At 54.3% G+C, this 14,411-nt stretch carries 11 protein-coding genes; 3 read left to right on the top strand and 8 right to left on the bottom strand.

The annotated features are described in order from the left end of the window. The first annotated feature begins 49 nt into the window (after positions 1 to 49). Positions 50 to 2,260 carry a M3 family metallopeptidase gene (locus tag ACMHXE_RS17755; RefSeq protein ID WP_101055803.1) on the top strand — a complete coding sequence of 737 codons (2,211 nt, stop codon included), beginning with the start codon at positions 50 to 52 and terminating at the stop codon, positions 2,258 to 2,260. A gap of 109 nt (positions 2,261 to 2,369) precedes the next feature. Here ACMHXE_RS17755 and ACMHXE_RS17750 read toward each other — a convergent pair whose 3' ends face one another. Further along, positions 2,370 to 2,786: a GFA family protein gene (locus ACMHXE_RS17750; RefSeq protein WP_165564939.1), complete on the bottom strand. Its 417-nt coding sequence runs from the start codon at positions 2,784 to 2,786 to the stop codon at positions 2,370 to 2,372. Positions 2,787 to 2,850: 64 nt separating this feature from the next. Next, positions 2,851 to 5,016, bottom strand: coding sequence for a M3 family metallopeptidase (locus ACMHXE_RS17745; RefSeq protein WP_101056349.1), 2,166 nt, complete (start codon positions 5,014 to 5,016; stop codon positions 2,851 to 2,853). A 433-nt stretch (positions 5,017 to 5,449) separates the two neighbouring features. On the opposite strand from ACMHXE_RS17745, the gene ACMHXE_RS17740 reads away from it, so the two are divergent. After that, positions 5,450 to 7,501, top strand: coding sequence for a bifunctional 2',3'-cyclic-nucleotide 2'-phosphodiesterase/3'-nucleotidase (locus tag ACMHXE_RS17740; RefSeq protein WP_226564863.1), 2,052 nt, complete (start codon positions 5,450 to 5,452; stop codon positions 7,499 to 7,501). Between the two features lie 160 nt (positions 7,502 to 7,661). After that, entirely contained in the window at positions 7,662 to 8,282 is a 621-nt protein-coding gene (locus tag ACMHXE_RS17735; RefSeq protein ID WP_413732943.1) for a DUF938 domain-containing protein, read from the top strand. A 78-nt stretch (positions 8,283 to 8,360) separates the two neighbouring features. Here ACMHXE_RS17735 and ACMHXE_RS17730 read toward each other — a convergent pair whose 3' ends face one another. The 6 genes from ACMHXE_RS17730 to truA all read right to left on the bottom strand — a co-directional run bounded on the left by ACMHXE_RS17730 (position 8,361) and on the right by truA (position 14,409). Next, positions 8,361 to 9,152: a class I SAM-dependent methyltransferase gene (locus ACMHXE_RS17730; protein WP_413732941.1), complete on the bottom strand. Its 792-nt coding sequence runs from the start codon at positions 9,150 to 9,152 to the stop codon at positions 8,361 to 8,363. 95 nt (positions 9,153 to 9,247) lie between these two features. Next, the gene (gene purF, locus ACMHXE_RS17725; protein WP_101056353.1) at positions 9,248 to 10,762 is read right to left on the bottom strand and encodes an amidophosphoribosyltransferase; all 1,515 of its coding nucleotides are present in this window, start codon (positions 10,760 to 10,762) and stop codon (positions 9,248 to 9,250) included. A 43-nt stretch (positions 10,763 to 10,805) separates the two neighbouring features. Then, complete coding sequence (locus ACMHXE_RS17720; protein ID WP_025010464.1) at positions 10,806 to 11,294, bottom strand: CvpA family protein; 489 nt, start codon at positions 11,292 to 11,294, stop codon at positions 10,806 to 10,808. A 107-nt stretch (positions 11,295 to 11,401) separates the two neighbouring features. Further along, entirely contained in the window at positions 11,402 to 11,995 is a 594-nt protein-coding gene (locus ACMHXE_RS17715; protein WP_025889044.1) for an SPOR domain-containing protein, read from the bottom strand. Positions 11,996 to 12,283: 288 nt separating this feature from the next. After that, positions 12,284 to 13,555, bottom strand: a complete 1,272-nt coding sequence (gene folC, locus ACMHXE_RS17710) for a bifunctional tetrahydrofolate synthase/dihydrofolate synthase (RefSeq protein ID WP_413732938.1) — start codon at positions 13,553 to 13,555, stop codon at positions 12,284 to 12,286. Positions 13,556 to 13,623: 68 nt separating this feature from the next. After that, positions 13,624 to 14,409, bottom strand: a complete 786-nt coding sequence (gene truA / locus ACMHXE_RS17705; protein ID WP_144128584.1) for a tRNA pseudouridine(38-40) synthase TruA — start codon at positions 14,407 to 14,409, stop codon at positions 13,624 to 13,626. Positions 14,410 to 14,411: the final 2 nt, after the last annotated feature.

Below are 14,411 nucleotides of genomic sequence, written 5' to 3'. Positions count from 1 at the left end.
CGGCTCGCCGCGCCATACGGGAGATAAACACCAGCATAGAGGAATAACAATGAAGGGAATGACCCTCTCTCCAGTGGCTCTGGCCCTGGGATTGGCGCTGACACTGAGCGCCTGCGACAACCAGCCTGTATCCCAGAGCGACACATCTGCCCAAACCCAAGCGCCTGCGCTCCAGAATGGCACAGGCACAAACCCAGCCGCAGCCAAGGCCGAACAAACCCGGGACAACCCTTTCTTCCAGCCCTGGAATACTTACCTTGAAATCCCCGCCTTTGATCGCATCGAGTCCGAGCATTACCTGCCGGCCTTCAAACAAGGGATTGCCGAGCGCAAGGCAGAGATTCAAGCCATCATAGATAATCCGGCCGCCGCTGACTTTGCCAACACCATAGAAGCCATGGAGCGCAGTGGCGCCTTGTTGACCAAGGTGTCAGGAGTGTTTTATAACCTCACCAGCGCCGACACCTCCGCCGAGCTGCAGAAGATCTCCAAGGAAGTATCCCCGCTGTTGTCTTCCAGTCGCGATGATATTTACCTGAACAACGCCCTGTTTCAGCGGGTCAAGGCTGTCTATCAGCAAAAAGATCAGCTGGTACTTAACCCGGCGCAGCAGAAACTGCTCGAAGACACCTACAAACGCTTCAGCCGCGGCGGTGCCAACCTGGATGACACCGGTAAGGCGGAGCTTAGAAAGCTCAATGAAGCGATTGGCAAGCTGAGCCTGGAGTTCGGCGACAATGTGCTGGCAGAAACCAACGACTTTGAACTTGTGATAGACAAGCAGGCCGATCTGGCCGGTCTGCCGCAGGATGTGATTGACGTTGCCGCCCAGGCGGCCATCAAGCGCGGCCATTCCGGCAAGTGGGTATTTACCACCCAACGCCCCTCCGTCACCCCGTTTTTGACCTATGCCGATAACCGTGAGCTGAGAGAAAAACTCTACAAGGGTTATATCGAGCGCGGTAACAACGACAACGCACACGACAACAAGAAGGTGCTGGCAGAGTTGGCGGCTCTTAGAGCCAAACGAGCCCAGCTTCTGGGCTATCCGAGCCACGCCCACTATGTGCTGGAAGAGCGTACTGCCAAGACTCCGGAAAATGTCTACGCCCTGCTGGATAAAATTTGGCCCGCCGCCCTGGCCCAGGCCGAAGCCGAAAAGGCCGAGATGCAAAAGCTTATCGACAGTGAAGGCAAGGACTTCAAACTGGCCGCCTGGGACTGGTGGTACTATGCCGACAAGATACGTGTCGCCAAGTACAGCTTCAACGAACAGCAGACCAAGCCATACTTCTCGCTGGAAAACACCCTCAAGGGTGTGTTCTACACCGCCAACCGCCTCTATGGCATCAGTGTCACCGAGCGTGACGATCTGCCCAAGTATCACCCGGATGTACGCACCTTCGAGGTGAAAGATAAAGACGGCAGCGTTATCGGTATCTTCTTTGGCGATTACTATGTGCGTGACAGCAAACGCGGCGGCGCCTGGTCCAATGCCTATCGCCGCCAGGCGGTGGTCGATGGCGTCAACGAGCAGCCCATCATAGTCAACGTACTCAATTACCCTCGCCCCAGTGGCGATGAGCCGACGCTGCTGACCTTCGATGAAGCCGGTACCCTGTTCCATGAATTCGGCCATGCGCTGCACGCCTTGCTGTCCAAGGTGGAGTATCGTTCCCAGTCCGGCACTTCCGTGCCCCGCGACTATGTGGAGTTCCCGTCACAGGTGATGGAAAACTGGATGACTCAACCGGATGTGCTGGCGCATTTTGCCAAGCACTATCAAACCGGTGAGGTGATCCCACAGAGTTTGGTAGACAAGATCCGCGCCGCCAGCAAGTTCAACCAGGGTTTCGCCACGGTGGAATACATGGCAGCCACCAAGCTGGATCTGGACTGGCACAGCAGCAGCGTTACCGAACCTCAGGATGCGGCCGCCTTCGAGCAGCAATCGCTGAGCAAGATGGGGCTGATCCCTGAGATAGCGCCGCGCTATCGCTCCACCTACTTCAGCCACATCTTCTCCGGAGGATATTCAGCCGGTTATTACTCCTATATCTGGTCTGATATTCTCGGCGCAGATGCCTTTGAGGCCTTCAAGGAAAACGGTATTTTTGACCCGGCCACCGCCAAGGCTTTTCGCAGTAACATCCTTGAGCGCGGTGGCAGTGAAGATCCTATGGCGCTTTACAAGGCGTTCCGTGGTCAGGAAGCCGCCATTGAGCCACTGCTGCGCAGTCGCGGCCTGCTGGCGGAATAAACGCTTGCCGGATTAGCAATGTCCAGCAGCGCAATCAAAAAGCCGTTCACTCAGTGAACGGCTTTTTTAGTTCTTTATCAAGGCTGGCCTTTTTCAGGGCTGGGCTTTCTCAAGGCTGACCGGCGTATTGCTTGACTCCGGGTGGGATAACAAACCAGTCCTGCTTTTCACTGACCCAGGCATGGGCACTCGGCTGAATGATACGGGTATCTTCCAGGTTACTGGGCTTGAGTTTGATACTCTGCGGCTCAGCCGGGTTGTAGTGATAGATACGATTGCCACAGCGACCACAAAACTTGGCGGCGCTGATATTGCCACTGGCCGAACCACGCTGCCAATGGCTCAGTTCGCCAATGAATTCTATATCTTCGGCTCTGACAATCGCCGTGATGCTGAAAGCGCTGGTGGACAGCTTCTGGCATTCCTTGCAGTGGCAGGCCACCACCATCTGCGGCGGCGCCAACAAGCGATAACTGACAGCGCCACACTGGCAACTGCCCTTGATGGGATAACGAATAGCTTCCATAGCTTTTATCATCTTATCTGAGGTATAAAAAACACCCGCCATTTGGCGGGTGTTATCAAAGGTTTCAGTCTACCAGGCCTCGGCGCTTGAGCAGCGCATCCACTGTGGGTTTCTGGCCGCGGAACTGGATGTAGTCCTGCATCAGATCCTCACTGTTCCCCTTGGAGAGAATTGCCTGACGATACCTGTCACCATTGGCTCGTTTGAGGCCACCTTCAGCCATGGTATGGGCAAAGGCGTCGGCAGCGAACACTTCGGTCCACAGGTAAGCATAATATCCGGCCGAGTAGCCGCCACCGAATACATGGCTGAAATAAGTCGACTGGTAACGCGGTAACACAGGCGCGTAATCCAGGCCGTGCTTGGCGCGGGCCTTGGCTTCGAATGATTTAACGTCCGCCACTTGTTCACCGGCCTTTAAGGAATGCCACTCCATATCAAGCAGCGCCGCGGCCAGGTACTCTACCGTGTCATAACCCTGGTTGAAGCTGGCCGCTGCACGTACCTTTTCCAGCAAGGCTTGCGGAATCGGCTCGCCGGTTTTGTAGTGCTTGGCATAGTGAGCCAAAACATCCGGATCTATGGCCCAATCCTCGTTGGCCTGGGATGGGAACTCAACAAAGTCCCTCGGGGTAGCAGTGCCTGCAAGGCTTGGGTATTTCACCTGCGAGAACAAACCGTGAATGCCGTGACCAAACTCATGGAACATGGTGGTCACTTCATCAAAGGTCATCAGCGTAGGCTGACCTTCGGCCGGTTTGGGAATATTGAGCGCGTTATAGACCACAGGTTTGTTATCCAAAAGGAAACTCTGGGTCACCAACTCATCCATCCAGGCGCCACCGCTCTTGCCCACTCTGGCGTAAGGGTCCAGATAGAAAAGCCCGATGGAGCTGCCGTCTTCGTTGAATACTTCCCAGGCGCGGACATCCTCCTGCCATACCGGCAGATCCTTACGCTCTTTCATTGTGATGCCGTAGAACTTCTGCATGGCGTAGAACATGCCGTCATTCAGCACTGTATTGAATTCGAAGTAGGGCTTGATCTGGCTCTCATCCAGATCGTATTTGGCTTTGCGAACCTGCTCGGCATAGAAGGCCCAGTCCCATGGCTGCAGCTCAAAGTCGGCACCACTAGCCTTGATTTGCGCCTGGATATCCTTGCCTTCAGCCTTAGCCTTGGCAACGGCCTTAGGTGCCAGGTCATCCAAAATGGCAAATACCGCATCCGGATTAGCGGCCATCTGATCGGCCAGTACATAGTCAGCCCAGGTTTCATAACCCAGCAGTTTGGCCTTTTCGGCACGCAACTGTGCCTGCTTGAGTACGATAGGACCATTGCTGGCCATGGCGCGATTGGCCGAAGTCTGCCAAATTTTCTCTCTCAGACCTCTGTCTTCCAGGCTCGACAGCAATGGCTGACGGGTGGTGTTCACCAGGCTTATCAGGTAGCCCTCTTTCCCCGCTTCCTTGGCGGCGTTGGCCAGGGCGCCTATTTCATCCTCACTCAAACCTTTGAGCTGCGCCTTATCGGTCACCAGGATCACATCATCCTTGAACGACTTAAGAATGTTTTGCGAAAACTCAGTCGACAATGTGGCCAGCTCACCGTTGAGTTCACGCATTTGGGTTTTGTCGGCTTCGCTCAATTTGGCACCGGCACGGACGAATTGATTGTAATAGAAGTCCACCAGGCGCTGATCTTGAGCGCTCAGGCTATCTTTATGGTGGTAGACGGCTTCAACCCGGGCAAACAACTTGGGATTGAGGAAAATATTGTCGCTGTGCTCGGTGAGCTTGGGAACGATTTCCCCTTGAATGGCTTGAAGCTCATCATTGGAAAGCAAGCTCACCATACTGAAAAACACTCTTGTTGTGCGGTTGAGAAGAGCGCCGCTCTTTTCCATAGCCACTATAGTGTTATCAAACGAAGCGGCTTCGCTGTCGTTGATTATGCTGGCGATCTGCTGCTTGTGTTCCTTGAGCCCGGCTTCAAAGGCCGGCAGATAGTCTGCTGTCTTTATCTTGTCGAACTGCGGCGCATGATACTGCAGCGGACTTGGGCTGAGCAGCACATTGCTTGCGGTTTGCTCAGCGCTTTTTGCCTCTGGCATACTTTGACTCGCTTCTTTGGCCGGGGTATTGCTGACGGTTTCTTTGGTTTGCTGTTCGGCACAGGCACTCAGCACCAGTGCAGCGCCTATGGCGGTGGCGATTAATGTCTTACGCATCTTGACTCCATTAACGGCAGGCTATTGCTTAGTTATGATTAAATACCCGGGACACCCGTCTCGGCGGGGCAACAGCCCTGTTGATTCCCGCCATTACCTTAACAACTCTTCCGCTCTTTGGACAATGACTTAACTGTAAGAAATTCTGCTTACTTACCGTCAATTCGATATGAATGCGCACGCGTCCAGCCGATAGCTCAAGCATATCTGTTGGACAAGAAAAGTGTGCGCCTGCCACAGCATCGGGTGGCACCAGCCTGCTCGATGTCACAAAATGTCACTGTTTTTTACCGTCCAATGTCACATAAATGTCTTCGCCTTTAGCTATACTGCGCCTCGCCTAACCTGACTAATCATATGATTAACAGCAGGTTAACAAGGTGATGGCGGGAAATCTCCCGGGGTCAATAATAAAAAACAAGAGTAGTAAACAATGCAAACCAAAACATTAATCACATTGGCGATTGCCGCCGCACTGGGTCTCAGTGCCTGTAACAGCGACGACAATGATGAATCAACGGTCAGCGTAGATCTGCGGGTATTGGAAACCACAGATCTGCACACCAACATCATGGATTACAACTATTACAGCGGCAAGGAAGACCCCACTATAGGTCTGGCCCGTACCGCCAGCCTGATCCATGCCGCCCGCAAAGAAGTCACCAACACTGTATTGGTCGATAACGGCGATCTGCTGCAGGGCAGCCCCATGGGCGACTATATGGCCAAGGTAGGCATAGCCGATGGTGAAGTGCACCCCGCTTACAAGGCAATGAACCTGCTTGATTATGCCGTGGGTAACATAGGCAACCACGAATTTAACTACGGCCTGGATTTTCTGGAAAAATCCCTCGCCGGCGCCCAGTTCCCCTATGTCAACGCCAACGTCTATTGTGATGCCGATGATTGCTGGAAGGGAATCAAGAAAGGCGACAACCTGTTTACCCCTTACCTCATCAAGGAAACCGAGGTTAAGGACACTGACGGCAACAGTCACAAGCTCAAGATTGGTTATATAGGTTTTGTGCCTCCGCAAATTATGCTGTGGGACAAGCAGAACCTCACCGGCAAGGTACGTGCCGAGAGCATAGTGGAGAGCGCCAAGAAATTTGTGCCGCAAATGAAGGCTGAAGGCGCCGATATCATTATCGCCATTCCACACTCAGGCATTGGCTCCACCGAAAACCCCGGCGATCCTGATGCCGAAAATGCCACCTATGCCCTCACCTATGTCGACGGCATTGATGCCATCATGTTCGGCCACAGCCACTCCATCTTCCCCGATGCCCGCTATGGCGACTTGCCCAACACAGATGTGGAAAAAGGCCTGCTCAACGGTGTCCCCGCCGTGATGCCGGGACGCTGGGGCGACAACATGGGCCTGGTCGACTTCAAACTGCAACGTAAAGACGGCAAGTGGACAGTGCTCTCAGCCCGCACCGAGGCCCGCCCCATCTATGACGGCACCAACAAAACGCCTCTGGTGGATGCCGACAAGGATATTCACGACGCGGTTGAGCTGGAACACCAAGGCACTATGGCCTTTGTCGAGCAGCCAATCGGGGTCGCCGCCGCCGACATGTTCAGTTTCCTGACGCTGGTGCAGGACGACCCGACGGTGCAGATTGTCTCCGACGCCCAGATAGCCAACGTCAAGGCCAAGCTGCCGGAAGCGCTCAAGTCATTGCCGGTGCTCTCTGCAGCCGCGCCGTTCAAGGCCGGTGGCCGCCATAGCACCACCAGTGATGCCGATCAGTATGTGATGGTGGACAAAGGGCCGCTGACCTTCAAGAACGCCGCCGATCTCTATCTCTACCCCAACACTATGGTGGCGGTTAAGCTAAACGGCGCTGAGCTGAAAGACTGGCTCGAGTGTTCGGCCAACCAGTTCAACCAGATAGATCCTGCCAGCACTGAGCCGCAGGAGCTGGTGAACTATAACCACCCCACCTATAACTTTGATGTTATCGATGGCGTGACCTACAAGATAGACGTGACTCAACCGAGCAAATTTGACGCCGATTGTGCTCTGGTCAATGCCGATGCTTCGCGGATTATAGATCTGGCCTTCACCGACAGCGAAGGCACTGTCTATACCGGTGAAAACCTGGCGGCCAAGGAATTTATCGTCGCCTCCAACAACTACCGCGCCTTTGGCGGAAAGTTTGCCGGCACCGGCAGCGAGCACGTGGTACTGGAACTGCCGGACACCAACCGTGAAGCTCTGGCGGCTTACATCACAGAGCAGTCCAAATACAATCCTGAAACCGGCAAGTATGACGCCATGGTCAACCCCACAGCCGACTACAACTGGGACTTCAGGAATATAGATACGGATGTTGCTCTGGATATCCGCTTTGTCACTCAAGACAGTGATAAGGCCGCTAACTTCATCCAGGCCAACCAACAAAGGACCATGACCAAGCTGAGTACCGATGAGCTGGGCTTTGCTGTTTACCGCATAGATCTCAAGCCTGCCCAATAAGGCTGTCGATTGAGACTGAAAACAACCCAAGCGCCCTCAGGGGCGCTTTTTTATGTTCTACGCAAGATTAGTCTAAACCTCTGGCAATGTTATAAAGTAGGTACGATAAAACACCAGACTCACTCAGCCGTCACGACGGCAAGATTGCAGGAAATCTTTTATGTCTTCGATACCCGCGCTCTTCTCCCAAGCCTGTGAAAACAACCGCGAGCCGATACTCAAAATACTCAAACAGGCATTCTCAGGCTGCCGCAGGGTATTGGAGATCGGCAGTGGTACCGGTCAGCACTCGGTCTACTTTGCCCCAGAGTTGCCGCACCTGGTGTGGCAATGCAGCGATCAGCCCCAGTATCTGGATGGGATCCGCGCTTGGCATGCCAAACTCCCGGCGAGTAACCTGGCCGAGGTGATCACTCTGGAGGTATGTTCACCCTGGCCGCAGGCGGCAACTGAGCCGGCGCCGGATGCCATCTATAGCGCCAATACTGCGCATATCATGAGTCAGCCCATGGTGGAGGCGATGTTTGCCGGTATAGGCAGAGTATTGCAAAGCGGCGGCCGTTTCTGCCTCTATGGCCCCTTCAACTACCGAGGCGATTACAGCAGCGACTCCAACCGGGTGTTCGATGCCATGTTAAGGCAGCGCGATCCGCAAAGCGGCATTCGCGATCAGGAGTGGATCCTGATGCTGGCTGCAGCCCAGGGGCTTGAGCTTTATCAGGACCATGCCATGCCCGCCAATAACCGCCTGCTGGAGTTTATTCGTAAGACAGCTCTCTAACGAATAAAAATTAACTTGTAAAACAAACGCTTTACCTGAAAAGAACAGGCGCTATCAGCCTCTGAAGTGCCTTTGTTTTTACACGACTTTGGCGTAGAGAAACAGATCTGTGGCATTAACCTCGCCCTGCTCCAGATAGGGTTTACGCAGGCTGTCGATGAGCTCAAACCCGGCCGCGGCCAACTCACTGACAAAAAACACTTCGGGATAATAGTGGATAAAAACCCTGTCTCCGGCGCTGGAGCTTTGATAGCCGGACTCTTGATAGTCATCCTCCATGGAGGCCAGATACAGGAGCCCGCCGTCATTCAGTAGCGCACGGCAATCTTGCAGTAAGGCAATCACATCCTGACGTTCAAGATAGGGCGTGACGAAGAGCAGAAGTATTGCATCAAAACCCTCTGGCGTGTCTAAGCCATCAAGGGCATTAAAGTCATCAAGGGTATTAAAGCCATCAGAAACACCAAGGCTTAGGGGCGTTGCTGCACTTTCAGACACATCGAGGGGTGCGATAGCCTGCACGGCATCAGCTTCAAGCAGCGACGAAAGACGACCAAGCTCGCGGCTATCCAGCCGATAAAAACGTCCCTCGGGTAACAATTCACCGGCAAGTGCCACCATGGCCGGCGCCGCATCTATACCCACTATCTCGAGCTCAGGCACCCTTTTTGCCAACATGCCGCTGACATGCCCTGGGCCACAACCGATATCCAATAACCGCAGGCGCCGTCCGGCACAGGCCTGATACTGCTTCAGCAAAGAGGCAAATCGGTTATGGGCCGAGTCATAACAATCGTTGCCGGCAAACTTATCCCGGTAGGTAAGCGCCATTTTGTCAAAGGTTGCTACGGTTTCCCGGTACTTATCCATTGTGCTTCTCTCCCTGCACCATCAAGAGTCGAGGCTCAGCATACTGACTGGCACAGAAAAAAGCCAACCTCAAGGGTTGGCTTTATCAGAGATTATCAAGGATGGCAGACGTTATGCAGCTCCAGGTTGGTACCTATATCCTTGTTGCGGTTGGCCTTGGCATCGTCGTTACGCAACTGGGTCAGATGATCCAGATAGGCCTGATCCACATCCTTGGTGATGTAGTGGCCATCAAACACTGAGGTTTCGAAGCGCTTGATATCCGGGTTTTCCATCCGAACAGCTTCCACTAGGTCGTTCAGATCCTGGAAAATGATGCCATCTGCGCCAATGATACGGGCGATTTCATCGGCATCACGGCCATGGGCAATCAGCTCATTGGAGGTTGGCATGTCTATGCCGTAGACGTTGGGAAAGCGGATCTCGGGTGCAGCCGAGGCGAAATACACCTTCTTGGCGCCGGCTTCACGGGCCATCTCGATGATCTGCTCGGAAGTGGTACCACGCACTATGGAGTCGTCCACCAGCAGCACATTCTTATCCTTAAACTCGGCGCTGATGGCATTGAGCTTGCGTCTGACCGACTTCTTGCGCTCCTGCTGCCCCGGCATAATGAAGGTACGGCCGATATAGCGGTTCTTCACGAATCCCTGACGGTAAGGCAGATCCATGCCACGGGCAATTTCAAGAGCGATATCACAGGAGGTTTCCGGAATAGGGATCACCACATCGATATCATGGTCATACCATTCCTTGCGGATCTTCTCACCCAGCTTGGCGCCCATGTTGACCCGGCTGGCATAGACTGACACCTTGTCTATGGTGGAGTCCGGACGGGCAAAGTAAACGAATTCGAAGATACAGGGGGCATAGCTGGGCGCTTCGGCGCACTGACGGGTAAACAGCTCACCTTCCGTGGTGATATACACGGCTTCGCCGGGAGCCACATCGCGCATCACTTCAAAACCAACCGCATCCAGTGCCACGCTCTCTGAGGCCACCATATACTCGGTACCAGCGGCTGTCTCATGCTTGCCGAGCACCAGAGGGCGAATACCGAAAGGATCGCGAAATGCCACCAGGCCCTGACCAATAATCATGGCCACCACGGCGTAGGCACCACGGGTATCGGCGTGCACCCGGGAGACGGCATCGAACACTTCATCCGGGCTCAAGGTCAGGCTGTCGGTCTTGTCCAGCTCATCGGCCAACAGGTTGAGCAGCACTTCAGAGTCGGAAGTGGTGTTCACATGGCGGCGCTTGTTGCGCAGCCCTTCGGCCAGTTGCAGTGTGTTGGTCAGGTTGCCGTTGTGCGCCAGAGAGATCCCGAAAGGAGAGTTCACATAAAACGGTTGGGCTTCAGAGGCACTGGAGCTGCCGGCGGTAGGATAACGCACATGACCTATGCCCGCATTGCCCTGCAGCCGCTGCATATGTTTGGGTTCAAATACGTCCTTGACCAGACCATTGGCCTTACGCAGGCGAAAGGCATTCTGATCGATAGTCACTATGCCTGCAGCATCCTGGCCACGGTGTTGAAGCACTGTCAGTGCATCATAGATGGTCTGATTGACCGCTGAGCGGCCAACGATTCCGACGATACCACACATGGGTAAGCTTCCTCATTGTAAGATGTTCTGATAATTGTATTTTTTATATTTTGGGTACAAAGCTTGAGGTATTTTCCAAGTAGTCAAAAAACCACTGGATAACCACCCCGAATTCGGGCACCAGTTGCGAACCCTGCCACCAATCGGTTTTGGGCGCGCCGGTAAAGGCATCCATAAAAAAGAGTATGGCACTGACTATCAATGCACCGCGCAGCGCACCGAAACACAGGCCAAGAATTCTGTCCGTTCCCGAGAGCCCTGTCTTGGAGACCAACTGGCCTATCAAATAGTTCACCAAGGCCCCCACAATCAGGGTGACTACAAACAAGATGGCGATGGCAACCCCGTTTCGCAGCACCTCATCATTAATTTGGGTGATATGAACGGCAAGGTCCTGATAAAACTGGCTGGCGATGAAAAAGGCGGCGAACCAAACCACCAGCGACATGGCTTCTTTGGCAAAACCACGGATCAGACTGATAAGGGTCGATAATCCGATAACTATGATAATGGCGTAATCTATCCAAACCATGGGTAGAAGTATCCGGTGAAGATTTAAGTCGGCGGGATTCTACCAGAGAAGGCAAGCATTCTCACCCCCGGGGCGTAAATAATTGCTTGCCGACTCGGGGCAAACTGTCATCTTTCCTGTGGGTTATAGCGAACCACTTTACCCTTGAGTTTGGTCAACTCTTCAACCTTCTTCTGTTGCTGTTTAATGCGATCACTGGAGACATCCGGACCGACAAATACCCGGGTCAATTTGCCGTCCACAGGCTTGTCCGGCAAGGTATAGGCGCTGAATCCGGCCTTGCGCAATTTGGCTACCAGGGCTTTGACATTGGCCGCATTACTGAAGGCGCCGAGCTGTAAAGTCCAGGCTGCATCACTGGGTTTAGCCTTGGGTTCGGGAGTCTTTTTGACCTCCTGAGGCTTGGATTGGGCGGTGTTGGAAACACTGTTTTCGGTAGCCTTCACCTCGGGCGCCGCCGGTTCGACTTCAACCTGAGGCTCGTCTGTCTCCTGTGCCAAGTCCAGAGTCTCAGCGACATCCAGGGTTTCAAACTCTCCCGGCTCCGCCAATTGCGATTCGGTATCCGGCCGCAGCGGAATTTCAGTGAACTGCTCCTGCTGGCGCTCTTTCTTGCCATCGAGAATGTCAGGTAAAAAGATCACCCCCAAGGCGACCAATACTACGGTACCTACCAGACGGTTATGAAACTGAGTCGACAAAATATCTTCCTTCCAGTCAATAAGGGAAGGTGCGAATAAGTCCTCGTGGCACTCTGGCTTGCACAGCAATTGGCGTTCAAGGCATCTGACTGAAGGCATGCCGGGGCCTGTCGAAGTCGGATAACGCAGAGAGCCGGTTGCTGTGAAAGCCCCGAAGGGCGTGGCTTACTGGCCTGCCTGCTGTGTTGTGCTTCTTGCAAAGGACTAAGGCCATTTGCTGCGAACCACGCCTTGCATCCAGACCCGTAAGCCGACGCAGAGCACACATGGGATTTGTTCGCACCTTCCTTAGATAAGCGCTTTAAAGCCCGAAACAGTGTAAAAGGAGCCAAAGACAATTACCACATCTTCGGCGCCGAGTTTGGGTTTGAGGTATTGCCAGCAATCTTGCATCTGTTCAAATTCCCGGGCGTCACAGCCATCCGGCAGGGCCTTTCGCAAACGGCCGGCATCGGCACCACGCTCATTATGCAGCGTCACCAACAACCAGCTGTCTATGCTAGGCGCCAGCGCGTCCATCACGCCTTCGATATCCTTGTCCTTGAGCATACCGCAAACGCCATAGACTCGCCCCTTGGCCTGCAGTTCATCCAGCCTTTGCGCCAGATAGCGGGCCGCGTGGGGATTGTGCGCCACATCCAAAATAATCAGCGGCGCCTCGCAGATATGCTCCATTCTGCCGCTGAGCCTGGCACTGGCGAGCCCTGAGCGAATCGCCTCCTCGGAAAGTTCAGGCCAGAGTTGTTCAAGCGCGGCCAAGCTGGTGGCGGCATTGGGCAGAGGTAATTGCGGCCTGGGTAAGCCCTCAAACTGCCAGTGCTCACCTCGAAAATCCCAGCCTATGCGGGTTTGGCTGTAAGAAAATGCCTGCCCCACCGCCTTGAGTAAGGCGCCCTTTTCATTGGCAACATCAACTACGCTGGCAGGCATCTCGGCATCGCCCACTATCGCCGGGCGGTTCTTACGGAAGATGCCGGCTTTCTCACGGCCAACCAGCTCCCGGGTGTCACCAAGATACGCCTGATGATCAAGATCTATGGCGGTTACCACACTGACATCGGCATCTATGATATTGGTGGCATCCAGCCTGCCTCCCAGGCCCACTTCCAGAATAACCAGATCCAGCTTGGCCTGCTTGAACAGCAGTAATCCGGCCAGCGTGGCATATTCAAAGAAGGTCAGCGAGGTGTCGCCCCTGGCCGCTTCTATGGTTTCAAAGGCCGAGATAAAGTCGCTATCGGGCGCATCGACGTCGTCTATCCGCACCCGCTCATTGTAATTGATGATATGGGGCGAGCTGTAAACCCCGACCCGATAGCCCGCCGCGCGCATGATCTGCTCCAGCATACGGCAGGTGCTGCCCTTGCCATTGGTACCGGCAACTGTGATCACCTTGGTGCTGCCCAATGACAGCGCCCCGAGCCTGTTGGCAACTTGGGTAACCCGCTCAAGCCCCATATCGATTTCGGTCGGATGAATGGCCAACAGGTAGTCCAGCCAAACAGACAGAGGAGCGTCGGCTCCCGGTAACGGATGCAGATGAGCGGATGATTGCGACATTTGATTCTTCCCTTAAATCTTGATGTTGCCGCAAGCAAAAGCGTGGCGGCAACAGCATGCTAACGGTTTCAGTCCGGCATAAACAGGGGGCCCATGGCCAACTTGGGCAGTTGATATTGCTCAGGATAGCTGACATGCACCAGATAGAGGCCATTGGGTTTGGCCGTAGGAGCAGCCTTGGTTCTGTCTTTGAGCTCCAGCAACTGTCCCAGCCAATCCAGCGGCTGATTGCCAAGTCCCACTTCCAGCAGCGAGCCGACAATATTGCGTACCATGTGATGCAAAAAAGCATTGGCTTCGATATCCACTATCACATACATGCCCTGGCGGGTCACACTGACTCTGTGCACATTACGAAACGGGGTGCGCGACTGGCATTGGATCGCCCTGAAACTGGTGAAGTCGCGCTCGCCCAGCAGATACTGAGCCGCCTGATGCATCTTCTGCTCGTTTAGGTCGCCGTGATAATGGCTGACGCCACCACGCAAAATGCCGGGACGGAAATTGTGGTTGTAGATGATATACCTGTAGCGGCGAGCGGTTGCCGAAAAGCGGGCATGAAAACTGTCATCCACCTCTTTGGCCCAGCGCACCGCGATATTGTCCGGCAGATTGGCATTGACGCCCAGGGTCCAGGCGCCTTCTTTACGCACGGCAGAAGTATCAAAATGCACCACTTGCCCGGTGGCGTGTACCCCGGCATCGGTGCGACCGGCGCATTGCAGTGCTATCGGCTCATTGGCGACCATGGATAAGGCCCGCTCCAACTGCCCCTGAACTGAATCCACTTCGGCCTGGCGCTGCCAACCATAATAGCCGCTGCCGTCATATTCGATACCCAACGCAATACGCATCT

The organism is Shewanella sp. BJSY2023SW007, assembly GCF_047314525.1.
GTDB classification, from domain to species: Bacteria; Pseudomonadota; Gammaproteobacteria; order Enterobacterales; family Shewanellaceae; genus Shewanella; species Shewanella chilikensis.
This window is presented reverse-complemented; position numbering and strand designations above follow the sequence as displayed.

What these genes read in the sequence shown, in the direction of transcription:
- ACMHXE_RS17730 (WP_413732941.1), bottom strand. Translation starts at nt 9,152, where the DNA reads ATGGATAAGTACCGGGAAACCGTAGCAACCTTTGACAAAATGGCGCTT.
- ACMHXE_RS17755 (WP_101055803.1), top strand. Translation starts at nt 50, where the DNA reads ATGAAGGGAATGACCCTCTCTCCAGTGGCTCTGGCCCTGGGATTGGCG.
- truA (WP_144128584.1), bottom strand. Translation starts at nt 14,409, where the DNA reads ATGCGTATTGCGTTGGGTATCGAATATGACGGCAGCGGCTATTATGGT.
- purF (WP_101056353.1), bottom strand. Translation starts at nt 10,762, where the DNA reads ATGTGTGGTATCGTCGGAATCGTTGGCCGCTCAGCGGTCAATCAGACC.
- ACMHXE_RS17735 (WP_413732943.1), top strand. Translation starts at nt 7,662, where the DNA reads ATGTCTTCGATACCCGCGCTCTTCTCCCAAGCCTGTGAAAACAACCGC.
- ACMHXE_RS17745 (WP_101056349.1), bottom strand. Translation starts at nt 5,016, where the DNA reads ATGCGTAAGACATTAATCGCCACCGCCATAGGCGCTGCACTGGTGCTG.
- folC (WP_413732938.1), bottom strand. Translation starts at nt 13,555, where the DNA reads ATGTCGCAATCATCCGCTCATCTGCATCCGTTACCGGGAGCCGACGCT.
- ACMHXE_RS17740 (WP_226564863.1), top strand. Translation starts at nt 5,450, where the DNA reads ATGCAAACCAAAACATTAATCACATTGGCGATTGCCGCCGCACTGGGT.
- ACMHXE_RS17750 (WP_165564939.1), bottom strand. Translation starts at nt 2,786, where the DNA reads ATGGAAGCTATTCGTTATCCCATCAAGGGCAGTTGCCAGTGTGGCGCT.
- ACMHXE_RS17720 (WP_025010464.1), bottom strand. Translation starts at nt 11,294, where the DNA reads ATGGTTTGGATAGATTACGCCATTATCATAGTTATCGGATTATCGACC.